The sequence below is a fragment of the Pseudomonas sp. AC016 genome, from assembly GCF_979253365.1.
Genome location: NZ_CEEDCC010000001.1, coordinates 2343260 through 2366064, shown reverse-complemented (window position 1 = coordinate 2366064; position 22805 = coordinate 2343260). Strand labels below are relative to the sequence as shown.

The 22805-nt window shown below is 57.9% G+C and carries 14 protein-coding genes, 2 tRNA genes and 3 rRNA genes; 9 read left to right on the top strand and 10 right to left on the bottom strand.

Going from position 1 to position 22805, the window contains the following annotated elements:
* Window positions 1–56 precede the first annotated feature (56 nt).
* Entirely contained in the window at window positions 57–368 is a 312-nt protein-coding gene (locus tag AC0IXS_RS10540) for a TM2 domain-containing protein (protein ID WP_032633013.1), read from the top strand.
* 159 nt (window positions 369–527) lie between these two features.
* Here AC0IXS_RS10540 and AC0IXS_RS10535 read toward each other — a convergent pair whose 3' ends face one another.
* The 3 genes from AC0IXS_RS10535 to AC0IXS_RS10525 form a co-directional block, all read right to left on the bottom strand.
* The gene (locus AC0IXS_RS10535) at window positions 528–3011 is read right to left on the bottom strand and encodes a hypothetical protein (protein ID WP_471824559.1); all 2484 of its coding nucleotides are present in this window, start codon (window positions 3009–3011) and stop codon (window positions 528–530) included.
* A gap of 91 nt (window positions 3012–3102) precedes the next feature.
* The gene (locus AC0IXS_RS10530; protein WP_471824557.1) at window positions 3103–4458 is read right to left on the bottom strand and encodes an 8-oxoguanine deaminase; all 1356 of its coding nucleotides are present in this window, start codon (window positions 4456–4458) and stop codon (window positions 3103–3105) included.
* A gap of 504 nt (window positions 4459–4962) precedes the next feature.
* On the bottom strand, window positions 4963–5646 hold the full coding sequence (locus AC0IXS_RS10525; RefSeq protein ID WP_057408636.1) for an SDR family oxidoreductase: 684 nt from the start codon (window positions 5644–5646) through the stop codon (window positions 4963–4965).
* Between AC0IXS_RS10525 and AC0IXS_RS10520 the strand changes: the two genes are divergently transcribed.
* A complete protein-coding gene (locus AC0IXS_RS10520) occupies window positions 5645–5812 on the top strand; it encodes a hypothetical protein (RefSeq protein WP_155516688.1) in 168 nt (55 codons plus the stop codon). The genes AC0IXS_RS10525 and AC0IXS_RS10520 overlap by 2 nt on opposite strands.
* A 30-nt stretch (window positions 5813–5842) precedes the next feature.
* Here AC0IXS_RS10520 and AC0IXS_RS10515 read toward each other — a convergent pair whose 3' ends face one another.
* The 7 genes from AC0IXS_RS10515 to AC0IXS_RS10485 all read right to left on the bottom strand — a co-directional run bounded on the left by AC0IXS_RS10515 (window position 5843) and on the right by AC0IXS_RS10485 (window position 13845).
* Window positions 5843–6769 carry an ABC transporter permease gene (locus tag AC0IXS_RS10515; protein WP_054540888.1) on the bottom strand — a complete coding sequence of 309 codons (927 nt, stop codon included), beginning with the start codon at window positions 6767–6769 and terminating at the stop codon, window positions 5843–5845.
* Entirely contained in the window at window positions 6769–7869 is a 1101-nt protein-coding gene (locus AC0IXS_RS10510; RefSeq protein WP_054540889.1) for an ABC transporter permease, read from the bottom strand. Before AC0IXS_RS10510 ends, AC0IXS_RS10515 begins: the two co-directional genes overlap by 1 nt.
* A gap of 11 nt (window positions 7870–7880) precedes the next feature.
* Window positions 7881–9434 (bottom strand): ABC transporter ATP-binding protein, encoded by a 1554-nt coding sequence (locus AC0IXS_RS10505; RefSeq protein WP_471824553.1) that lies wholly within the window; start codon window positions 9432–9434, stop codon window positions 7881–7883.
* Between the two features lie 522 nt (window positions 9435–9956).
* Window positions 9957–10550: an IMPACT family protein gene (locus AC0IXS_RS10500; protein ID WP_122438897.1), complete on the bottom strand. Its 594-nt coding sequence runs from the start codon at window positions 10548–10550 to the stop codon at window positions 9957–9959.
* A gap of 32 nt (window positions 10551–10582) precedes the next feature.
* Window positions 10583–11245 (bottom strand): TetR/AcrR family transcriptional regulator, encoded by a 663-nt coding sequence (locus tag AC0IXS_RS10495; protein WP_025995899.1) that lies wholly within the window; start codon window positions 11243–11245, stop codon window positions 10583–10585.
* 84 nt (window positions 11246–11329) lie between these two features.
* Window positions 11330–12727: a uracil-xanthine permease family protein gene (locus AC0IXS_RS10490; protein ID WP_191957701.1), complete on the bottom strand. Its 1398-nt coding sequence runs from the start codon at window positions 12725–12727 to the stop codon at window positions 11330–11332.
* 197 nt (window positions 12728–12924) lie between these two features.
* Entirely contained in the window at window positions 12925–13845 is a 921-nt protein-coding gene (locus AC0IXS_RS10485) for a LysR family transcriptional regulator (RefSeq protein ID WP_320471335.1), read from the bottom strand.
* Window positions 13846–13957: 112 nt separating this feature from the next.
* Between AC0IXS_RS10485 and aptA the strand changes: the two genes are divergently transcribed.
* The 7 genes from aptA (at window position 13958) to rrf (ending at window position 22650) form a co-directional block, all read left to right on the top strand.
* Complete coding sequence (aptA, locus tag AC0IXS_RS10480) at window positions 13958–15304, top strand: omega-aminotransferase AptA (RefSeq protein ID WP_471824551.1); 1347 nt, start codon at window positions 13958–13960, stop codon at window positions 15302–15304.
* A gap of 81 nt (window positions 15305–15385) precedes the next feature.
* Window positions 15386–16879: a CoA-acylating methylmalonate-semialdehyde dehydrogenase gene (locus AC0IXS_RS10475; RefSeq protein ID WP_057408637.1), complete on the top strand. Its 1494-nt coding sequence runs from the start codon at window positions 15386–15388 to the stop codon at window positions 16877–16879.
* 579 nt (window positions 16880–17458) lie between these two features.
* Window positions 17459–18995 (top strand): 16S ribosomal RNA (locus AC0IXS_RS10470).
* Between the two features lie 80 nt (window positions 18996–19075).
* A tRNA-Ile gene (locus AC0IXS_RS10465) sits at window positions 19076–19152 on the top strand.
* A gap of 30 nt (window positions 19153–19182) precedes the next feature.
* A tRNA-Ala gene (locus AC0IXS_RS10460) sits at window positions 19183–19258 on the top strand.
* Window positions 19259–19490: 232 nt separating this feature from the next.
* Window positions 19491–22383: ribosomal RNA gene (locus tag AC0IXS_RS10455) — 23S ribosomal RNA — on the top strand.
* A gap of 151 nt (window positions 22384–22534) precedes the next feature.
* A 5S ribosomal RNA gene (gene rrf, locus AC0IXS_RS10450) occupies window positions 22535–22650 on the top strand.
* Together the 16S, 23S and 5S rRNA genes with 2 tRNA genes alongside form the textbook arrangement of a ribosomal RNA operon.
* Window positions 22651–22805 lie beyond the last annotated feature (155 nt).

Below are 22805 nucleotides of genomic sequence, written 5' to 3'. Positions count from 1 at the left end.
AATCGCGTCGGTCGATCTGAACTGTACGGATCTCTACATCGGAAAGGAAACCCCGAATGTCCTCGCTGCAATCTGAAATGCTTGTTGAGCAAAAAGTCGCTAACGCCCAGAAATCTACTGGCGTTGCCTATCTGTTGTGGTTTTTTCTGGGCGGGGTGGGTGCACACCGATTCTATCTGGGTAAAACCGGAACCGCTGTCGCTCAATTGATCATCACTGTCATTGGCTTCTTTACTATTTTCCCGCTGATCATCACCGGTATCTGGGTGCTGGTTGATGCGTTTCTCATCCCGGGCATCATCCGTGAAAATACTGAAAAGGTTCGTCGTGATGCGCGTCTGGAAGTAGCTGCCATCCAGCAGAACTGATCGACTGTTGGCTCACACCCGGCCGGAACACAGCAGCTTTGAAGCACGCTTTTCAATCTGTAGGCGGCATGCTTGTCGGCAAGCCGTCTATTTGTCAAAGAACGCATAGCCTCTTTGTTTACTGCGAGACAGCGTGGTGTCAGGGTCATGAAGCATCCGCTACGACTGCGTCAGTGCCGTCCTGTCCAGCGCTCGCCAGAGCCCTGCCTCCGTTTCCTGTCCGGGCATCAGCCAAAGTCCTTCACACTCGATCAGCGGCACAGCCGGTAGCTTCAGCAAGCTGGTCAGGCTCGTTGAGCTGACGCGGCCTGTGTCGCGATCAACGTCTGACGCCCAATCCCGCTCGAACGCCCGCCCCTTGAGCTTTCCATTGTCGAAGCTTTCGAATTGCGGTCGGTTGCCCGGGGAGTAGGGAAAGGTGCGCAGTGTTCGTTCCTGTACATCCAGCAGCAACAACTCCCAGCGGCTTTCCGGATCCACGTGCAGGCGGGTGAGGGCCAGGTAGCGGGCGTCGGGTGACCAGATCATTGAGGGGGCAAGGTCCTTGATGGCGCAACCGGACGCGGTCAGCAGATGACCACCCAGGCGGCAAACGCTTCTGCGCATCCAGCTGTCGGCGTAATCGGTCTCGCAACCGAACAGCCAGGCCGCGTCGCTGTTGCCCGGTGCGGGCTGCACGAAATCCCCGTCCGCGTTTGCGGCTTGAGGGAGTTGCACCGTTCGCCATTGCGGCAGCGCACGCAGGGCATCGTTGCCGATTTCCAACTCGACGATCTGATAGTACGGACGAGAGCCCTCGCGGTAATCGCAGAAGTCTGCCGCCTGCCCGACAAGTGGAGCGGGTTGGTCGTAACGCTGCAAGGCTGTGCTTTCACAGGCGTCCGTCAACCGCCCGGCTACGGTGATGACCGAGAGCTTGCCCTCGCGCACGTCCATGAGATGAACCACTTCCATGGGCGGCCCTTCCAGACGGCGGCGCTTGAGTACGTCGATCACCACCACCTTGCCGGGGCTGGCCGGGTACTCGGTAAACGGGATCAGCGCCAGGTATCGTTGACAGTCCGAAACCCGGTGTTCAAGCAGCCACAAGCCCGGCAGTTCCCAGTCTGCGATGCGGCAGCGGTAACCACCCAGATCGACCGCGTTGTCCATTTGCCAACTCAGCCGGGCGCGCTGTCCTTCCAGCAACGGCTCGGTCTCGATGCTGCTCACGCCGCGCTCGCCCTTGCCCTTGCCAGCCAGCGGGACGACCAGACGAACTCCGGTCAGTTTCCGCTCTCCGCCCTGCAATTGGCCTTGGGCATCGTGCCCGGTCTGAATTTCCGTGTCGCTGTGAATGCAGCGCAGGCTGTAGCCATAGCGGCCGCGATCCGGGCATTCGAACGCCAGATAGCCTTCGATGCGCAGATCATGCTCGTCCAGAGCGAGCGGTGTGTGCCAGTTGAGCGACACTTCCCGGTTGCTGATCACCCACGGCTCGGCCAGTGCCTGCCAGCCGGTTCGAGGTTGCCAGCACCAATATTTTTTCTCTTTGTCGTCGGCCCGTTGCGCCATGACACACAGAGCCTTGCCGTCCTCGCGCCAGATGATCGAATCGTCCGCGTAGAAAAACAGATCGCTTTCCCGGCCGTCCAGACTCAGTTGATAGGCCGGGTAGCGTAACGCGTCCAGCGGTTGCTCCAGGTCGCGCAGGCTGGCAGGCATGCGCAAATGGCCTTCGATGCGATGCCGGTCATGGGGGCCGTTGCGTTCTATTCGTTCGGCGGCAGCGTCCTGGGGCCGCGCCGAGGGTTCGATCCAGATATCCACAATCGGCATCATGTCGACGACCCGGGCAGTCTTGAGCACGTCCTGCAGCTTGATCGTGGAGGCCCGGTTATCCACCAGAGGGCTGATGCGTCCGCTCAGATCGGTCTCACTGAACGCGTCCAGCTCCCAGAACACGTCGTTGTCGCAGTGATACACCCGGCGCATGTGACGGTCCAGAATGACCAAGCCCCACGCCTGACGCGAAGGCACGGTAGCAGCGAAGTAACGGCCGTCGATGGAAAACCGGGCTGAAGCTCCGATGCCTTGAAGCAGCACGCCATCGGGGAACAGGTAATCCATGTAGACCGGTCCGCCCATGGCGATCTCACCCATGTTGAAGACGCGAATTGGCTCGCCTTCGGGAGTGCGTTCCGGTTCCTGGCCGCCCCATGCGCTATTGCTTGTTTCGTAGCTGCGCTGACGAAACGATGGTGGCGTGTTCTCGCCCTCTTTTTTGCCCTCGGAGGGTTCGGCGATGCCCAGTTTGCTTTCCCATCTTTGAAGCAGGTTCAGGCCCACTATGATCGTGAACAGAGCGACCAGTACATTCCAGTAATTGGGCAGCACGCGACCCAGGCTCAGCCCCAGGCCAATCATGGCGCTGACACTCAGTGATGTGATTGGGCTGGTAATACCTTTCCAGCCGGCCCATACACACAAACCGGTGGTGGCCGCCAGACCGAGTACGATCAGCAATCCCTGCCAGGGCGGCAGCATCGTCAGCAGCGCGGCAGGCCCTATCAACAGCAAGAGTTGCCAGGCCAGCCCCAGCAGCAGGACTGACAGACTTTTGTCATCTTCGGGAGTATTTGAAGAGGGAGGGCTGGTAGACACGATGTCTCGCCTGGCGGCTGGGGGAGGCGACACTCTAGCGGATCAACACCGCAGCAGGTGTCGATCCGTTCACAGCTTTACAGGTCCAGCCTCAGCCTTGAATCAGTTCCCGTGCCGCCTGACGATGCTCGGCAATCAGCTGTTGCAGATCCAGCCCTTCTACCTGACCGTCGATCACCCGCCAGCGTCCTGCAATCATGACCCGATCCGCGCGGTCTGCGCCGCAGAGCAGCAGCGCCGACAACGGATCGTGGCTGCCGGAAAAACGCAGTTCGTCGAGTTTGAACAGCGCCAGGTCTGCCTGCTTGCCAACCGCCAGTTCACCAATGTCAGTGCGCCCCAGCAGCTGTGCCGAACCCTTGGTGGCCCAGCCCAGTACGAGTTCCGGAGTGATCTTCTCTGCGCCGTAACGCAACCGTTGCAGGTACAGCGCCTGTCGGGCTTCCAGCATCATGTTCGAGGCGTCGTTGGACGCCGAACCGTCGACTCCCAGCCCGAGCGGCGCGCCTGCGGCGATCAGATCCAGCGTCGGACAGATGCCGGACGCCAGGCGCATGTTGGAACTCGGGCAGTGGCAAATACCGGTGCCTGCCGAGCCCAGTCGCGCTTTTTCGTCGGGATTGAAATGAATGCCGTGAGCCAGCCAGGTGCGTGGGCCGAGCCAGCCGACGCTGTCCAGATAATCGACGGTGCGCAGGCCGAAACGCTGCAGGCAGAAGTCTTCTTCGTCGAGGGTTTCGGCCAGATGGGTGTGCAAGCGCACGTCGAGCTTTTCAGCCAGCGCGGCACTTTCAGCCATGATCTGCGGTGTGACAGAAAACGGTGAGCAGGGCGCGAGGGCGATCTGGATCTGCGCACCGTCGCCGCGCTCATGGTAGGTCTCGATCAGACGCTGACTGTCGGCCAGAATCACCTCACCCTGTTGCACGGTCTGTTGCGGCGGCAGACCGCCGTCCGCTTCGCCCAGACTCATGGAGCCGCGAGTGAGCATGGCGCGCATGCCCAAATCGCGAACGCTTTGCACCTGCACGTCGATGGCCTGTTCCAGCCCGTCCGGAAACAGGTAGTGATGATCGGCAGCGGTCGTACAGCCCGACAGCAACAGCTCGGTCAATGCGACTTTACTGGCGACGGCAAGCTTTTCAGGCGTCAGGCGCGCCCAGACCGGATAGAGCGTCTTGAGCCATGGAAACAGCGGTTGATTGACCACCGGCGCCCAGGCGCGGGTCAGGGTTTGATAGAAGTGATGGTGAGTGTTGATCAGGCCCGGCAGAAGCACATGCTCGCGCGCGTCGAATACCTGATCGCAGGGCAGGGCAGGTTGTTGCCCGGCTGCGAGTACTTCAGTAATGACACCGCCCTCGATGACCAGCCCGCCACGGGCGTCGAGGTCATTGGCGGTAAACACGGCAAGAGGATTTTTCAACCAGATACGGATCGCGGACATGGGCCGGCTCCTCTGAAAGTGGGTTCAGGGTTAGCCAGCTCAGTGTTGCCCTGTCTGCTGATCCAGGGTGCGAGACAGACAGCGCCTCGGCAAGGTCGTGGATTTTACTGAAGTGATCAGTTTTTAATCAAGTTGCGCGTGAAAGTGCGTGTGACGCGGAGCGTCACGAGATGCATGCCCACGCAGAGCGCTCGGCGTTATACACAAGTCCTCCTGGAGGAATGCGATGATGATCGTTCCTACGCTCTGCGTGGGAATGCCTCCCAGGACGCTCCGCGTCCGCTCTGGAATGTGGCGCAGATGTGTGCCCAAGCTCCAGCGTTATCCACGTCATGCGCTCGGCTAACTGAATCCTCAGTCTGTGCCATTTGTGACGCAGAGCGTCACGGGAGGCATGCCCACGCGGAGCGATGGGCACGATCAGTGTGGAGTCGGACAATTGATCGTTACTCACGCTCTGCGTGGAAATACCGCCCAGGATGCTCCGCGCCCGCTCTTGATCACTTACCAGACAATCGTCTCGCCCTTATAGTTGATGAAGTGATGCCCGCCCTTGCCCGCATAGGCGTTGAGCTGTTCCACCAGCCCGGTGGTGCTGGTCTGCACGTCAATGGCGGCATTCTCGCCACCCATATCGGTCTTGACCCAGCCCGGATGCAGCGACAGCACGGTCGGGCGTGGTTCTGGCAGTTGCACCACAAAGCTGTTGGTCATCGAGTTGAGCGCGGCCTTGCTGGCTTTATACAGCGTCATGGTCTGGCCTTCAGGGCAGGCGACACTGCCCAGCACCGAACTCATGAACGCCAGTACGCCGGTTTCAGGACGAATATGGTCAACGAAACGTTCGGCCAGCCGAATCGGCGCAATGGCATTGGTCAGAAACAACTGACCCAGCTCGGCCGCCGTGGCCTGAGCCGCGCTCTGATGTTTAGGCCCCATGATCCCGGCATTGACGAACAGCACGTCAAACACTTCCCCCTTCAGCTTCTGGACCAGCACTTCCAGCGAAGCGGTATCATCAATGTCCACTGCTTCAATGCGTACGCCTTCGATGGCTTTCAGATTGTCGGCATTCTGCGGATCACGCACCGTTGCCGTGACCTTCCAGTCCTGTTCGGTCAGGCGCTGAACCAGCCCAAGCCCCAGGCCACGCGAAGCACCGATGATCAGCGCGGTTTTGGTCGTCATGAAAAAACTCCTTGGCAGATTGAAAGAGGATTCGGAAAGCCGTTTCGGTTTCGGCAACGCGGTCGCCGACTTCGTTCAGACTGAAAGCCAACCGTTGAGCGACGAATTGCTCATCCCATGGGCAGTGATCAAGCTTGGCTCATGGTTGTGCGCAAGCCAAGCCTGATCGTTGCTGCCCCGCCTGCCGACTCTTCTCTCAATGCCCCGCCCGCCAGGGCTGCCCCAGCGAAACCGGCGCATACAACCGGGTGCGCAATGCATCACGCGACAGCAGCACCAGAACGATGATAGTGGCGAGGTAGGGCAGCATGGCCAGCAGATTGGACGGGATTGCCAGGCCGATGCCCTGAGCGACCAGGTGCAGGATGCTGGCCAGGCCGAACAGGTAAGCGCCCAGCAGCAGACGCCAGACGCGCCAGCTGGCGAAGACCACCAGCGCCAGGGCAATCCAGCCGCGTCCGGCGCTCATGTTTTCGGCCCACATCGGCGTATAGGCAAGCGACAAATAGGCACCTGCCAATCCAGCCATTGCGCCACCAAACAGCACGGCGAGGGTGCGAACCCGCAACACGGGCAGGCCCATCGCACTGGCTGCATCGGGGTTTTCGCCGACCGCCTGAATGATCAGTCCGATGCGACTCTTCAGCAGCGCCCAAGCGACCAGTGCAAACAGGGCGAAGGACAGGTAGACCAGCAAATCCTGAGCGAACAGCATGCGACCGATCAGCGGGATGTCGCTCAGAAAGGGAATCGCAACCGGCTCGAAACCGCTGAGTGGCTTGCCGACCCACGCCGCGCCGACAAAGCTCGACAGCCCGACGCCGAAGATGGTCAGCGCGAGACCCGTGGCCACCTGATTGGCGTTGAACACCAGCGCAACCAGCGCGAACAGTGCCGACAGCAGCATACCTGCGAGCATCGCCAGCAGCACGCCCAGCCACAGGTTGCCGGTGCTCAGGGCGATGATGAAGCCGATCACCGCGCCAAACAGCATCATGCCTTCCTGACCGAGGTTGATCACGCCGCTCTTTTCACAGATCAGCTCACCCAACGCAACCAGCAGCAGTGGAGTGCCGCAACGCACCATGGCGTAGAAAATATTGCTCAGCAGATCGATATCCATCACGCGGCTCCTACAGCAGGCGTCATCTGACGCTTGGCCCAGCGCATCTTCAGGCGCGGGCGGTAAAGAATCAATACGTCGCAGGCCAGCAGGAAGAACAGCATCATTCCCTGAAACAACTGGGTGATAGCGGGCGGCAGGTTCAGGGTCATCTGCGCACTTTCGCCACCCAGATACAGCAGGGCGATCAGCAGGCTGGAGAACAGAATGCCGATCGGGTTGAGACGCCCCAGAAATGCCACGGTAATCGCCGCATATCCGTAGCCTGGTGACACCTGCGGCACCAGTTGGCCGATGGGGCCGGTGACTTCCGAAACGCCTGCAAGCCCGGCCAGTGCGCCGCTGATCAACAAGGCCAGCCACACCAGACGCTTCTCACGAAAGCCGACGAACCCGGCAGCGCGCTTGTCCAGCCCCAGTACCTTGATCTGGAAACCGACGAAGCTGCGTTGCAGCAAGACCCACACCGCCACCAACGCAAACAGTGCGAAATACACGCCGACGTGCGCTCGGCCGTCTTCCATCAATAGCGGCAGGCGGCTGGCATCGCCGAAGGTCGCCGATTCCGGGAAGTTCATGCCTGCGGGATCCTTGAGCGGCCCGTGCACGAAGTACAGCAGCAGGTTCAAAGCGATGTAATTGAGCATGATGCTGGTGAGGATTTCATTGGCATTGAAATGCGTGCGCAACCAGGCCGTTACGCCTGCCCATGCTGCACCGGCCAGCGTGCCCGCCATCAGGACCATCACCAGGGCCCAGCGGCTTTCCATCTCGATGATGTTGACCGCAACAGCGCTGCCCGCCAGAGCGCCCAGCAGCAGTTGGCCTTCAGCGCCGATGTTCCAGATGCGCGCCTGATAGGCGACCGCCAGCCCCAGTGCACAAAGCAGGATCGGCAACGTCTTGACCATCAGTTCCGACAGACCGTACAGGTCGCTGACCGGTGCGATCAGCAAGGTGTGCAAGGTCACCCACGGATCAAGCCCCAGGGCGATGAACAGCAGCGACCCGCAGACCAGCGTCAGCACAGCGGCCAGCAGAGGAGAGCACCACAGCATGGCGCGCGATTGCTGGCCGCGCGGTTCCAGAGAAAGCAGCATGTTTTGCTCCGTTAACCCGGCAGTTGGGCCTGGGTATGAGAATGTTCGAACTGACCTGCCATCCAGCCGCCAATCTGCACGGTGCTGGTCTGTCCGGTCGGGATCAGGTGGGAAAGTTGTCCACCGCTCAGCGCGGCGAGGCGGTCGCTGATCTGGAACAGCTCGTCCAGATCTTCGGAGATCACCAGAATTGCTGCGCCGGCATCGCGCAAGGCAATGAGTGCACGATGGATGGCAGCCGCCGCGCCGACGTCCACGCCCCAGGTCGGGTGCGCAGCGACCAGCAGTTTGGGGTTCTGCATGATTTCGCGCCCCAGAATGAATTTTTGCAGGTTGCCGCCCGACAGGCTGCGCGCGGCGGTCTGGGCGTCCGGCGTCTTTACCGCAAAGCGGCGGATGATCTCGTCAGCCAATGCCCGAACCTTGCCGCGCTGAATCAGGCCTTTGCTGACCAGACCTTGCTGGAATGCTGTGAGCAGCGCGTTATCCGCCAGGCTCAGTTCCGGCACTGCGCCGTGACCCAGACGTTCGGCGGGCACGAAGGCCAGACCGCGCTTGCGTCTGGCATCGGGCCGCAGGTGGCCGATCGGCGTGTCAGCGAAACGCAGCGTGGCGGCCTGGGCGCGGGGCAATACCTGTTCACCGCTGAGCAGGGCCAGCAACTCGTCCTGTCCATTGCCCGCCACGCCTGCAATGCCGACGATCTCACCGCTGCGCACCTCCAGACTGAGGTCTTTCAAGGAGCAGCCAAATGGATCGGGGTTGTGCCACGACAGTCGCTCGACCCGCAGAAACGGTGCCGCACCGCTGACTTTTTCATACTGCGCCGTCAGGCCTTCTGCATCGCCGACCATCAGACGCGCCAGTTCCAGGTCCGAGCACTCTGCCGGAACGCAGTGCCCCGACACTTTGCCGTTTCGCAACACCGTGGCGCTGTGACAAAGGGCTCGAACCTCGCCCAGCTTGTGGCTGATGAACAGGATGCTGCAGCCTTCAGAGGCCAGATGCCGCAAGGTGACGAACAGTTCTTCGGCTTCCAGCGGCGTCAGCACCGAGGTGGGTTCATCGAGAATCAACAGGCGGATGTCCTGCATCAGGCAGCGAATGATTTCCACCTTTTGCCGCTCGCCAATCGACAGACTGTGCACCAGTCGCTGTGGCTCCAGCGCCATGCCGTAGCGCTGCGAGACTTCGCGGATACGGGGTTCCAGTTGTTTCGGTGTACCGGCTGCCGCACCCATGGCCAGTGCGATGTTCTGCGCCACACTCAAGGTTTCGAACAGCGAAAAATGCTGGAACACCATGCCGATGCCCAGGCTTCTGGCCTGTGCCGGGTTGCGCATGATCTGCGGCTGACCCTGCCAGATGATGGTGCCGGAATCCGGTTGTGTCACACCGTAGATGATCTTCATCAGCGTGCTTTTGCCCGCGCCGTTCTCGCCCAGCAACGCGTGGATTTCTCCGGGCTGGATGGTCAGGTCGACAGCGTCGTTCGCCAGACAGCCGGGGTACTGTTTGGTGATGTGGCGTAACTGAAGACGCGCAGGTGTCGCGTGGTTTGGCATGTCAGGCTCTGAGGCAGGAGTGGGTCGCCCGTGGATAAAGCAAAATCCTGGCCAGGGGGTCAGCTTTTGTCGGGCGGCCCTGAATAAGGCCTGTGACGAGACTGTTTGGAGGTTTCCGCGGACACTTGCGGTGTTTCAGCACCAGTTCGGGGCGTGCGTATCGGCGGCGAGGGCCAAATTGGCTCACTGTATTTGATCAAAAAACGTACAGTTGTCAGCGAGCGCGAGCTGCCAAGCCGCTGCGACACCCTTGCACCTGTTATCCACAGGTTGCTCCACAGTTCCTGTGTGAAACGCATCGAACCGGGCATAACGCCGAAACGCTTGGATTCCGAATGTGCTAAGCGCGTTTAAATCGCTGTTTTATCAACGGTTTCACAGGTATCACGGTGTATTGTGCAAAAAATGATCAATTGCCTGCATCGCTTGCCCGACGAGGCTTGCAGCGGTATGTACTCAGCTTATCCACAGTCGGATGCACAGTAGATGTGGGCAACTGTGCACATCGTGATGAACCCTTGATTACAGCGTGGATGCCGGATGCAGGACGATTCTGCCCCGACTCAGGTCAGCCAGTTGCCGCTGGAAGTTCTCCACATGCTCAGGGCCGATGGCAACCGACATTTCCACGCCATTGGCGGTGAAGTTTTCGGCTTCAACCAGGCCGCTCGATTCAGCCAGACGAACCTTGACCAGCGCCAGTTCGCTGAAGCTGCACTCAAGGTTGAAAGGCAGCCGGTTGACCAGCTCCACACGTGCTGCCTGCTGCAGGCATTTGTTGGCGCCACCACCGTAGGCACGAGCCAGACCGCCGGTTCCCAGTTGGATACCGCCGTACCAGCGAATCACCAGCACCACGACCTGATCGAAACCCTGCGCCTCGATCGCCGCAAGAATCGGGCGGCCTGCGGTGCCGCCCGGCTCGCCATCGTCATTGCTGCGGTATTGATCACCGAGTTTCCAGGCCCAGCAGTTGTGAGTGGCGTTCAGGTCACTGTGCTGGTCGATGAACGCCTGCGCGTCGGTCGGGCTGCTGATGGGGGCGGCGAGGGTGATGAAGCGGCTCTTGCGGATTTCTTCACGAAACTCGCAAGGGCCAACAAGGGTAAAAGGCATGCGTGCATCCGGCTGGCGACAAGGTGCGAATTCTACAAGGCTGGCGGCTTGAGCCCACAGCCTTTGACGATGATCCTGATCAGGTTTTCGCTGGCCTCGTCCATGTCCTGTTTGGTCAGGCGTGTACGCCCGGTGACGCGGCATATCTGGGACGCGAAATCGGCGTAGTGCTGGGTGCTGCCCCACAGCAGGAAGATCAGATGCACCGGGTCGACCGGGTCCATTTTTCCGGCGTCGATCCAGGCCTGGAAAACCGCTGCCCGGCCCTGGAACCACAAGCGGTAATCCTGGCTGAAATATTCGCTCATGCATTCGCCGCCGCTGATGATTTCCATCGCAAAGATGCGCGACGCCTGAGGCTGGCGGCGCGAAAACTCCATCTTGGCGCGGATGTACCGTGCCAGTGCTTCTGCGGGATCGTCTTCAACGCTGAGCGTATTGAAGGTGCTGTCCCACAGTTCGATGATGTTGCTCAACACTGCAATGTACAGCCCCAGCTTGTTGGTGAAGTAGTAGTGCAGGTTGGCCTTGGGCAGCCCGGCCTTCAGCGCGATGGTGTTCATGCTGGTGCCCTTGAAACCGTGACGTGCGAACTCGTCTTCGGCGGCCTTGATGATCGCCTCTTCATTTTTCTGACGAATGCGGCTGGCGGGCTTGGCAACGTGAGCGTTGTGCGCAGGGACTTGGAGGGTCATGGGCGATTCCGGGCAGGTCAAGGGACGCAACGAACGAACAGATAACGCACCTGCGGCCATCCCGCAAGCACAGGCACTGGAAAATTATCGTTGAGGCTCAAAGGGTTCGGCTTCCCGGACAGTTGCCTGCACGTCGGTGCGGGCTTTGTTTTCCGGGATCAACAGGCACATCGCAATCGCGGTGATGCCTCCGCTGGTGATGGCCGAGTCGAACAGGTTTTGCACCAGCGTGGGCATATGGTGGAGCAGGGCTGGCTGGGAAGCGATGCCCAGACCTACGCCGAATGAGGTTGCGATGATCAGCATGCTGCGCCGGTCCAGCTGCGATTGGGCCAGAATCCGGACGCCTGCCGCCGCGACGCTGCCGAACATCACCAGCGTTGCGCCGCCCAGTACCGGTTTGGGAATCTGCTGAACGATGGCGCCGATGTGCGGAAACAGTCCCAGCATGAACAGCACGGCACCGATGTACAGGCCAACGTAACGGCTGGCAACGCCGGTCAACTGGATGACGCCGTTGTTCTGGGCAAAGGTGGTGTTGGGGAATGCGCTGAACGTGGCTGCGAGCATGCAACTCACGCCATCACCGAGCACGCCGCCCTTGAGTCTGGCCACGTAGCTCGGTCCGCTGATGGGTTGCCTGGCCAGCATGCAGTTGGCGGTCAGGTCGCCGACGGTTTCGATGCTGCTGATCAGATAAATCAGCGCGACGGGCAGGAAAGCGCTCCAGTCAAAACTGAAACCGAAGCGAAAGGGCACCGGAATGCTGATCAGCGGCAGGTCATGAATCGGTTGCGGGACGAGCTTGCCGCTGAACCATGCCGCCAGACTGCCGACGGCCAGGCCGATGATGATCCCCGATAGACGAACCCACGGCGTGTTGGATCGGTTCAGCGCAATGATCACCACCAGCACGAAGACGCCAAGTGACAGATTCAACGGCGAACCGAAGTCGGGCGCATTGAAGCCGCCGCCCAGATCGGTCACACCGACCTTGATGAGGCTGACACCGATCAGCGTGATCACAATCCCGGTTACCAATGGCGTGATGACGCGGCGCAACTGTCCGATGCAGCGGCTCAGCACGATCTGCACCAGCGCGCCGAAAAAGCACACCCCGAAGATCATCGCCATGATGTCTTCCGGGCTGCCACCACGCTGCTTGACCAAAAAGCCCGCCGACAGCACCGCGCCGAGAAAGGCGAAGCTGGTGCCTTGCAGGCAGATCATCCCGGCACCGATGCCGAACGGGCGGCGCGCCTGAATGAAAGTGCCCACGCCGGACACCATCAACGCCATGCTGATCAGGTAGGGCAGGTAGGCGCTCAAGCCCAGTGCGGAGCCGATGATCAGTGGCGGGGTGATGATGCCGACGAAGCTGGCGAGTACGTGTTGCAATGCGGCAAGAGTAGCCGTCAGTGGTTTGGGGCGGTCGTCGAGGCCGTAGATCAGGTCACTGTTGTCGGATGTTTCGGGCTGCATGACAGGCTCTCGGACTTTGGGGCAGAGGGAGGCGCCATGAGCTGGCGTTTCGTTATCCGGATCCAATGCAAAAAGCTGTCCACCTGCTCAGGTTATTGTCACGGGATGTGTGATACCGCCTGTGGTATCAACGGTCTGCCGTGATTACAGGTTGCTTATGTGGTCGCGCAGCTCTGCTGCCGTCATGACGAAGTGTTTCATCGGGTAGCAGCCAATCCTTCCATGAAGCTTTCCAGCACCAAATGAGGGCGCCTTCCTTTGCGCGTCACCGTCACCAGGCTCAGGTCGTAAAACCTTGAATCCGGTTTCAAGGCACGCAGCCTGCCTTCCTTTACCCAGGCGCTGGCGTAATGGTCCGGCAGATAACCGATGTAGCGCCCGGTCAGGATCAGAAACGCCATGCCCTCACGATCCGACGCGCTGGCGGTGCATTTGAGCGCCTGATAATGGGCCTGAATCTCGGCGGGCAGTCTGAACGTCGGCGCAATGGCGTCCTGTTCGGCAAGGTGCTCGCTGCGGAGCAGAGCATCGGCCGCACGGAACAGCGGATGGCCGATTGCGCAATACAGCAGCGAGCGCTCGCTATACAGCGGCTGGTAATCGAGACCTGGCAGTGCGCTGACCTGAGGCACCACACCGACATGCAGCTTGCCCTCGAGCACACCTTGCTCCACTTCGGCCGGGGCGCTCATGCGGATGTTGATGTGCACATCCGGGCCGCGTTCCTTGAGCTGCGAAATGGCATGGGTGATGCGCATGTGAGGCATGGTGACCAGATTGTCGGTCAGCCCGATATTCAGCTCGCCGCGCAGATGCTGATGCAGACCGTTGACCTCGGTTCGAAAACTTTCCAGCGCGCTCAGCAACTGCAATGCCGACTGATAAACCTCTTTACCCTCATCGGTCACCGAGAATCCCGCTCGTCCACGCTGGCAAAGACGCAGGCCCAGACGTTGCTCCAGATCGCTCATCTGCTGACTGATTGCAGAGCGACCGATGCCGAGCGCACTTTCCGCAGCCGAGAAGCCGCCAGCCTCGACTACGCTTTTAAACAGACGCAAGAGTCGGATATCAAAGTCGCTGACTTGTGCCAGAGGATCGGTGCGACGGGTGCTCATTGTTTAGTCTCTACCAAACTAAAGATCGTGAAAGTCAGATTTTCCAGACTTTGGCTCCATGGCACCTTAACTGAAATAACTGCTTGCTCAAGCACACACGAGGTTCGTTTCAATGAATATGCTCGAGTCGTCCGATCTTTCTGTCGCCAGTCAGCTGAAGCTTGATGCCCACTGGATGCCCTACACAGCCAACCGCAACTTCCAGCGCGACCCACGCCTGATCGTTGCAGCGCAAGGCAGTTACCTGACGGACGACAAGGGCCGCAAGATCTATGATGCGCTTTCCGGGCTCTGGACCTGCGGAGCCGGGCATACCCGCAAGGAAATCCAGGAGGCGGTCTACAAGCAACTGGGCGTGCTGGATTATTCACCGGGCTTTCAGTTTGGCCATCCGTTATCGTTTCAGCTCGCGGAGAAGATTACCGAGCTGACGCCGGGCAATCTCAATCACGTCTTCTATACCAACTCCGGCTCCGAGTGCGCGGACACTGCCGTGAAGATGGTGCGTGCCTACTGGCGTCTCAAGGGTCAGGCCACCAAGACCAAGATGATCGGGCGAGCGCGTGGTTATCACGGCGTGAACGTGGCAGGCACCAGCCTGGGTGGCGTGAACGGCAACCGCAAAATGTTCGGCCAGTTGATGGACGTCGATCATCTGCCGCATACGCTGCTGGCCAGCAATGCGTACTCCAAGGGCATGCCGGAAGCGGGCGGCATCCCATTGGCTGACGAGATGCTCAAGCTGATCGAATTGCATGATGCGTCGAACATTGCGGCGGTGATTGTCGAGCCGATGGCGGGCTCGGCGGGTGTGATCGTGCCGCCGCAGGGCTATCTCAAGCGTCTTCGTGAAATCTGCGACCAGTACAATATCCTGCTGATCTTCGATGAAGTTATCACGGGCTTCGGCCGCACCGGCTCGATGTTCGGTGCCGAAAGCTTCGGCGTCACACCTGACCTGATGTGTATCGCCAAGCAGATCACCAATGGTGCGATTCCGATGGGCGCCGTGATTGCCAGCAGCGAGATCTATCAGACGTTCATGAACCAGTCGACGCCGGAATACGCCGTCGAATTCCCGCATGGTTACACCTACTCGGCGCATCCGGTGGCGTGTGCTGCCGGTCTGGCTGCGCTTGAGTTGTTGCAGCGCGAAAATCTGGTGCAGCAGGCTGCGCAAATGGCTCCCCATTTCGAGAGCGCATTGCATGGCGTCAAAGGCAGCAAAAACGTCGTGGATATTCGCAACTATGGGCTGGCCGGAGCTATCCAGCTCGCACCGCGCGACGGCGATGCCATCGTGCGGCCGTTCGAGGCCGGGATGAAGTTGTGGAAAGCCGGCTTCTATGTGCGCTTTGGCGGCGACACCCTGCAGTTTGGGCCGACCTTCAACAGCAAGGCTGAGGATCTGGATCGGCTGTTCGACGCACTGGGCGAAACACTGAACCTCATCGACTGATCATCTTCGCTGACATCCTTCTTATATAAGCAGCGGGCGCGGAGTGATTCGCGCCTGCCGGAAACCCTTTTGGAGTTTTTCATGAGCAGCATTCAACACCTGATCCACGGCGAGTTCGTTTCCGACGATGGACGTACGGCCGATGTGTTCAATCCGTCTACCGGACAGGCCATTCACAAGGTGGCGCTCGCCAGTCGCGAAACGGTTCAGCGGGCGATCGATTCAGCCAAGGCAGCCTTTCCGGCCTGGCGTAACACGCCGCCTGCAAAACGCGCTCAGGTGATGTTTCGTTTCAAGCAATTGCTGGAGCAGAACGAAGGCCGTATCGCTCAACTGATCAGCGAAGAGCACGGGAAGACCTTGGAAGACGCTGCAGGGGAGTTGAAGCGCGGCATCGAGAACGTCGAATACGCCTGCGCTGCGCCGGAAGTCCTCAAGGGTGAATACAGCCGCAATGTGGGGCCGAATATCGATGCATGGTCTGACTTCCAGCCGCTGGGTATCGTTGCTGGCATCACGCCGTTCAACTTCCCGGCGATGGTGCCTTTGTGGATGTACCCGCTGGCGATCGTCTGCGGCAACTGTTTCATCCTCAAGCCGTCCGAGCGCGATCCCAGTTCCACGCTGCTGATTGCCGAACTGCTGCACGAGGCAGGGTTGCCCAAAGGCGTGCTCAACGTGGTGCATGGCGACAAGGTGGCGGTGGATGCGCTGATCGAGGCGCCGGAAGTCAAGGCGCTGAGTTTTGTCGGCTCCACGCCCATCGCCGAATACATCTATAAGGAAGGCGCTGCCCGAGGCAAGCGTGTCCAGGCATTGGGCGGCGCGAAGAACCATGCAGTGCTGATGCCGGATGCGGATCTGGACAATGCAGTCAGTGCCTTGATGGGCGCCGCTTATGGTTCGTGCGGCGAGCGCTGCATGGCGATCTCGGTTGCCGTCTGTGTGGGTGATCAGATCGCCGATGCGCTGGTGGCGAAACTGGTTCCGCAGATTCAGAGCCTGAAGATTGGTGCGGGGACGACCTGTGGCCTGGACATGGGGCCGTTGGTGACGGGGCAGCATCGTGACAAGGTCAGCGGCTATATAGAAGATGGCGTGCAGTCGGGGGCGACGCTGGTGGTTGATGGTCGTGGTCTTGCGGTTGCCGGTCATGAGCAAGGCTTCTTCATGGGCGGGTGCCTGTTCGATAACGTCACGCCACAGATGCGTATCTATAAGGAAGAGATCTTCGGGCCGGTGCTGTGCATTGTGCGTGTCGACAGCCTGGAAGCGGCCATGCAACTGATCAACGATCACGAGTACGGCAACGGTACCTGCATCTTCACTCGCGACGGGGAGGCGGCGCGTCTGTTCTGCGACGAGATTGAAGTGGGCATGGTGGGGGTCAATGTGCCTTTGCCTGTGCCTGTTGCTTATCACAGCTTTGGTGGCTGGAAGCGTTCGCTTTTTGGCGATCTGCATGCCTATGGGCCGGACGGGGTGCGTTTCTATACCCGTCGCAAGGCAATTACGCAGCGCTGGCCGCAGCGGGCGAGCCATGAGGCGTCGCAGTTTGCGTTTCCCAGCCTGTAAGTCATGGAGGCCTTGATTGATCTGATCCCGTGTTTATTGGGGGCAGTGAAATAGATCTCAGGTTTTTGAAAATAACGGTTGACGCGCTCGTTGAGGTGTCTATAATTCGCCCCACTTCCGGCGCAGATGGAAACGAAAAAGCCTTGAGATTCAATGAGTTACAAGGGTTTATCGAATGAGGTCAGCGAGGAAGTAGGTCGAGTTTGTCTGAATCGGCAGCGGCGAGAAAAAAGAGTTTGACACGCGGTTGTAACGCTGTAGAATTCGCCTCCCGCTGACGAGCAACGCAGAGTTGATCGAAGCGCAAGTGATTGAAGTTGATAAGGAAACTTGGAAAACTTCAGAAAATAATCGCTTGACAGTTACAGAGGACGCTGTAGAATGCGCGCCTCGGTTGAGACGAAAGGCTCAACCCACCGCTCTTTAACAACTGAATCAAGCAATTCGTGTGGGTGCTTGTGGTGTCAGACTGAAGTCAACAGATTATCAGCAACCCAAGTTACTCCGCGAGAAATCAAAGATGTAACCAACGATTGCTGAGCCAAGTTTAGGGTTTTCTCAAAACCCAGTTGGATGTTTGAACTGAAGAGTTTGATCATGGCTCAGATTGAACGCTGGCGGCAGGCCTAACACATGCAAGTCGAGCGGTAGAGAGAAGCTTGCTTCTCTTGAGAGCGGCGGACGGGTGAGTAATGCCTAGGAATCTGCCTGGTAGTGGGGGATAACGCTCGGAAACGGACGCTAATACCGCATACGTCCTACGGGAGAAAGCAGGGGACCTTCGGGCCTTGCGCTATCAGATGAGCCTAGGTCGGATTAGCTAGTTGGTGAGGTAATGGCTCACCAAGGCGACGATCCGTAACTGGTCTGAGAGGATGATCAGTCACACTGGAACTGAGACACGGTCCAGACTCCTACGGGAGGCAGCAGTGGGGAATATTGGACAATGGGCGAAAGCCTGATCCAGCCATGCCGCGTGTGTGAAGAAGGTCTTCGGATTGTAAAGCACTTTAAGTTGGGAGGAAGGGCAGTAACCTAATACGTTATTGTTTTGACGTTACCGACAGAATAAGCACCGGCTAACTCTGTGCCAGCAGCCGCGGTAATACAGAGGGTGCAAGCGTTAATCGGAATTACTGGGCGTAAAGCGCGCGTAGGTGGTTTGTTAAGTTGAATGTGAAATCCCCGGGCTCAACCTGGGAACTGCATCCAAAACTGGCAAGCTAGAGTAGGGCAGAGGGTGGTGGAATTTCCTGTGTAGCGGTGAAATGCGTAGATATAGGAAGGAACACCAGTGGCGAAGGCGACCACCTGGGCTCATACTGACACTGAGGTGCGAAAGCGTGGGGAGCAAACAGGATTAGATACCCTGGTAGTCCACGCCGTAAACGATGTCAACTAGCCGTTGGAATCCTTGAGATTTTAGTGGCGCAGCTAACGCATTAAGTTGACCGCCTGGGGAGTACGGCCGCAAGGTTAAAACTCAAATGAATTGACGGGGGCCCGCACAAGCGGTGGAGCATGTGGTTTAATTCGAAGCAACGCGAAGAACCTTACCAGGCCTTGACATCCAATGAATCCTTTAGAGATAGAGGAGTGCCTTCGGGAGCATTGAGACAGGTGCTGCATGGCTGTCGTCAGCTCGTGTCGTGAGATGTTGGGTTAAGTCCCGTAACGAGCGCAACCCTTGTCCTTAGTTACCAGCACGTAATGGTGGGCACTCTAAGGAGACTGCCGGTGACAAACCGGAGGAAGGTGGGGATGACGTCAAGTCATCATGGCCCTTACGGCCTGGGCTACACACGTGCTACAATGGTCGGTACAGAGGGTTGCCAAGCCGCGAGGTGGAGCTAATCTCACAAAACCGATCGTAGTCCGGATCGCAGTCTGCAACTCGACTGCGTGAAGTCGGAATCGCTAGTAATCGCGAATCAGAATGTCGCGGTGAATACGTTCCCGGGCCTTGTACACACCGCCCGTCACACCATGGGAGTGGGTTGCACCAGAAGTAGCTAGTCTAACCTTCGGGGGGACGGTTACCACGGTGTGATTCATGACTGGGGTGAAGTCGTAACAAGGTAGCCGTAGGGGAACCTGCGGCTGGATCACCTCCTTAATCGACGACTCAGCTGCACCATAAGCACCCACACGAATTGCTTGATTCATTGAAGAAGACGATAGAAACAGCCCGAAATTGGGTCTGTAGCTCAGTTGGTTAGAGCGCACCCCTGATAAGGGTGAGGTCGGCAGTTCGAATCTGCCCAGACCCACCAATTTTGTGTGGGAAAAGCCTGTAGAAATACGGGGCCATAGCTCAGCTGGGAGAGCGCCTGCCTTGCACGCAGGAGGTCAACGGTTCGATCCCGTTTGGCTCCACCACTTACCGCTGTTTCGTTGTTAGAGCTTAGAAATGAGCATTCCATCCATAGGGTGATGAGTGTTGATTTCTAGTCTTTGATTAGATCGTTCTTTAAAAATTTGGGTATGTGATAGAAAGAAATAGACTGTTGACCACTTTCACTGGTGGTGAACAGGCTAAGGTAAAGTTTGTGAGAACAAACTTTCGGCGAATGTCGTCTTCACAGTATAACCAGATTGCTTGGGGTTATATGGTCAAGTGAAGAAGCGCATACGGTGGATGCCTTGGCAGTCAGAGGCGATGAAAGACGTGGTAGCCTGCGAAAAGCTTCGGGGAGTCGGCAAACAGACTGTGATCCGGAGATGTCTGAATGGGGGAACCCAGCTGTCATAAGACAGTTACCTTACACTGAATACATAGGTGTATGGAGCGAACCAGGGGAACTGAAACATCTAAGTACCCTGAGGAAAAGAAATCAACCGAGATTCCCTTAGTAGTGGCGAGCGAACGGGGACCAGCCCTTAAGTTGGATTGAGAGTAGCGGAACGCTCTGGAAAGTGCGGCCATAGTGGGTGATAGCCCTGTACGCGAAAGTCTCTTTGCAATGAAATCGAGTAGGACGGGGCACGAGAAACCTTGTCTGAATATGGGGGGACCATCCTCCAAGGCTAAATACTACTGACTGACCGATAGTGAACCAGTACCGTGAGGGAAAGGCGAAAAGAACCGCGGAGAGCGGAGTGAAATAGATCCTGAAACCGTATGCGTACAAGCAGTGGGAGCCCACTTTGTTGGGTGACTGCGTACCTTTTGTATAATGGGTCAGCGACTTATTTTCAGTGGCAAGCTTAACCGAATAGGGGAGGCGTAGCGAAAGCGAGTCTTAATAGGGCGTCTAGTCGCTGGGAATAGACCCGAAACCGGGCGATCTATCCATGGGCAGGTTGAAGGTTAGGTAACACTGACTGGAGGACCGAACCGACTACCGTTGAAAAGTTAGCGGATGACCTGTGGATCGGAGTGAAAGGCTAATCAAGCTCGGAGATAGCTGGTTCTCCTCGAAAGCTATTTAGGTAGCGCCTCATGTATCACTGTAGGGGGTAGAGCACTGTTTCGGCTAGGGGGTCATCCCGACTTACCAAACCGATGCAAACTCCGAATACCTACAAGTGCCGAGCATGGGAGACACACGGCGGGTGCTAACGTCCGTCGTGAAAAGGGAAACAACCCAGACCGTCAGCTAAGGTCCCAAAGTCATGGTTAAGTGGGAAACGATGTGGGAAGGCTTAGACAGCTAGGAGGTTGGCTTAGAAGCAGCCACCCTTTAAAGAAAGCGTAATAGCTCACTAGTCGAGTCGGCCTGCGCGGAAGATGTAACGGGGCTCAAACCATGCACCGAAGCTACGGGTATCACCTTTGGTGATGCGGTAGAGGAGCGTTCTGTAAGCCTGTGAAGGTGAGTTGAGAAGCTTGCTGGAGGTATCAGAAGTGCGAATGCTGACATGAGTAACGACAATGGGTGTGAAAAACACCCACGCCGAAAGACCAAGGTTTCCTGCGCAACGTTAATCGACGCAGGGTTAGTCGGTCCCTAAGGCGAGGCTGAAAAGCGTAGTCGATGGAAAACAGGTTAATATTCCTGTACTTCTGGTTATTGCGATGGAGGGACGGAGAAGGCTAGGCCAGCCTGGCGTTGGTTGTCCAGGTTTAAGGTGGTAGGCTGAGATCTTAGGTAAATCCGGGGTCTCAAGGCCGAGAGCTGATGACGAGTGTTCCTTTGGAACACGAAGTGGTTGATGCCATGCTTCCAAGAAAAGCTTCTAAGCTTCAGGTAACCAGGAACCGTACCCCAAACCGACACAGGTGGTTGGGTAGAGAATACCAAGGCGCTTGAGAGAACTCGGGTGAAGGAACTAGGCAAAATGGCACCGTAACTTCGGGAGAAGGTGCGCCGGTGAGGGTGAAGCATTTACTGCGTAAGCCCACGCCGGTCGAAGATACCAGGCCGCTGCGACTGTTTATTAAAAACACAGCACTCTGCAAACACGAAAGTGGACGTATAGGGTGTGACGCCTGCCCGGTGCCGGAAGGTTAATTGATGGGGTTAGCGCAAGCGAAGCTCTTGATCGAAGCCCCGGTAAACGGCGGCCGTAACTATAACGGTCCTAAGGTAGCGAAATTCCTTGTCGGGTAAGTTCCGACCTGCACGAATGGCGTAACGATGGCGGCGCTGTCTCCACCCGAGACTCAGTGAAATTGAAATCGCTGTGAAGATGCAGTGTATCCGCGGCTAGACGGAAAGACCCCGTGAACCTTTACTATAGCTTTGCACTGGACTTTGAATTTGCTTGTGTAGGATAGGTGGGAGGCTTTGAAGCGTGGACGCCAGTCTGCGTGGAGCCAACCTTGAAATACCACCCTGGCAACTTTGAGGTTCTAACTCAGGTCCGTTATCCGGATCGAGGACAGTGTATGGTGGGTAGTTTGACTGGGGCGGTCTCCTCCTAAAGAGTAACGGAGGAGTACGAAGGTGCGCTCAGACCGGTCGGAAATCGGTCGTAGAGTATAAAGGCAAAAGCGCGCTTGACTGCGAGACAGACACGTCGAGCAGGTACGAAAGTAGGTCTTAGTGATCCGGTGGTTCTGTATGGAAGGGCCATCGCTCAACGGATAAAAGGTACTCCGGGGATAACAGGCTGATACCGCCCAAGAGTTCATATCGACGGCGGTGTTTGGCACCTCGATGTCGGCTCATCACATCCTGGGGCTGAAGCCGGTCCCAAGGGTATGGCTGTTCGCCATTTAAAGTGGTACGCGAGCTGGGTTTAGAACGTCGTGAGACAGTTCGGTCCCTATCTGCCGTGGACGTTTGAGATTTGAGAGGGGCTGCTCCTAGTACGAGAGGACCGGAGTGGACGAACCTCTGGTGTTCCGGTTGTCACGCCAGTGGCATTGCCGGGTAGCTATGTTCGGAAAAGATAACCGCTGAAAGCATCTAAGCGGGAAACTTGCCTCAAGATGAGATCTCACTGGAACCTTGAGTTCCCTGAAGGGCCGTCGAAGACTACGACGTTGATAGGTTGGGTGTGTAAGCGCTGTGAGGCGTTGAGCTAACCAATACTAATTGCCCGTGAGGCTTGACCATATAACACCCAAGCAATCTGCGACTCGATTGAGCACAGATTGCGGTGGCTGTGAAGACGACACGAACCGAAAGTTTGCGTCACAAACAACACCTTTATCACATACCCATTTTGCTGAAGCGCGCCATCCGGCACGCTTCGGTACCCGAATTTCTTGACGACCATAGAGCATTGGAACCACCTGATCCCATCCCGAACTCAGCAGTGAAACGATGCATCGCCGATGGTAGTGTGGGGTTTCCCCATGTGAGAGTAGGTCATCGTCAAGATTAAATTCCAGAACCCCTCATCGCTTACGCGGTGAGGGGTTTTGTCTTTGTGGCGTCTGCAAAAGTCCCACTACGCTCGCCAGCCATCTCTGCGTTCAACTTGTGTGTGGCAATCCAGCGCGCTTGCCCTTATGGTTTGGCCTCAGGTTTCACTC

Bases quoted from the DNA above. Each gene is read 5' to 3' on its own strand.
- AC0IXS_RS10505 (WP_471824553.1), bottom strand. From the start codon at position 9,434: ATGCCAAACCACGCGACACCTGCGCGTCTTCAGTTACGCCACATCACC.
- AC0IXS_RS10525 (WP_057408636.1), bottom strand. From the start codon at position 5,646: ATGACGACCAAAACCGCGCTGATCATCGGTGCTTCGCGTGGCCTGGGG.
- AC0IXS_RS10500 (WP_122438897.1), bottom strand. From the start codon at position 10,550: ATGCCTTTTACCCTTGTTGGCCCTTGCGAGTTTCGTGAAGAAATCCGC.
- AC0IXS_RS10540 (WP_032633013.1), top strand. From the start codon at position 57: ATGTCCTCGCTGCAATCTGAAATGCTTGTTGAGCAAAAAGTCGCTAAC.
- AC0IXS_RS10515 (WP_054540888.1), bottom strand. From the start codon at position 6,769: ATGGATATCGATCTGCTGAGCAATATTTTCTACGCCATGGTGCGTTGC.
- AC0IXS_RS10520 (WP_155516688.1), top strand. From the start codon at position 5,645: ATGAAAAAACTCCTTGGCAGATTGAAAGAGGATTCGGAAAGCCGTTTC.
- AC0IXS_RS10510 (WP_054540889.1), bottom strand. From the start codon at position 7,869: ATGCTGCTTTCTCTGGAACCGCGCGGCCAGCAATCGCGCGCCATGCTG.
- AC0IXS_RS10475 (WP_057408637.1), top strand. From the start codon at position 15,386: ATGAGCAGCATTCAACACCTGATCCACGGCGAGTTCGTTTCCGACGAT.
- AC0IXS_RS10495 (WP_025995899.1), bottom strand. From the start codon at position 11,245: ATGACCCTCCAAGTCCCTGCGCACAACGCTCACGTTGCCAAGCCCGCC.
- aptA (WP_471824551.1), top strand. From the start codon at position 13,958: ATGAATATGCTCGAGTCGTCCGATCTTTCTGTCGCCAGTCAGCTGAAG.
- AC0IXS_RS10490 (WP_191957701.1), bottom strand. From the start codon at position 12,727: ATGCAGCCCGAAACATCCGACAACAGTGACCTGATCTACGGCCTCGAC.
- AC0IXS_RS10485 (WP_320471335.1), bottom strand. From the start codon at position 13,845: ATGAGCACCCGTCGCACCGATCCTCTGGCACAAGTCAGCGACTTTGAT.
- AC0IXS_RS10530 (WP_471824557.1), bottom strand. From the start codon at position 4,458: ATGTCCGCGATCCGTATCTGGTTGAAAAATCCTCTTGCCGTGTTTACC.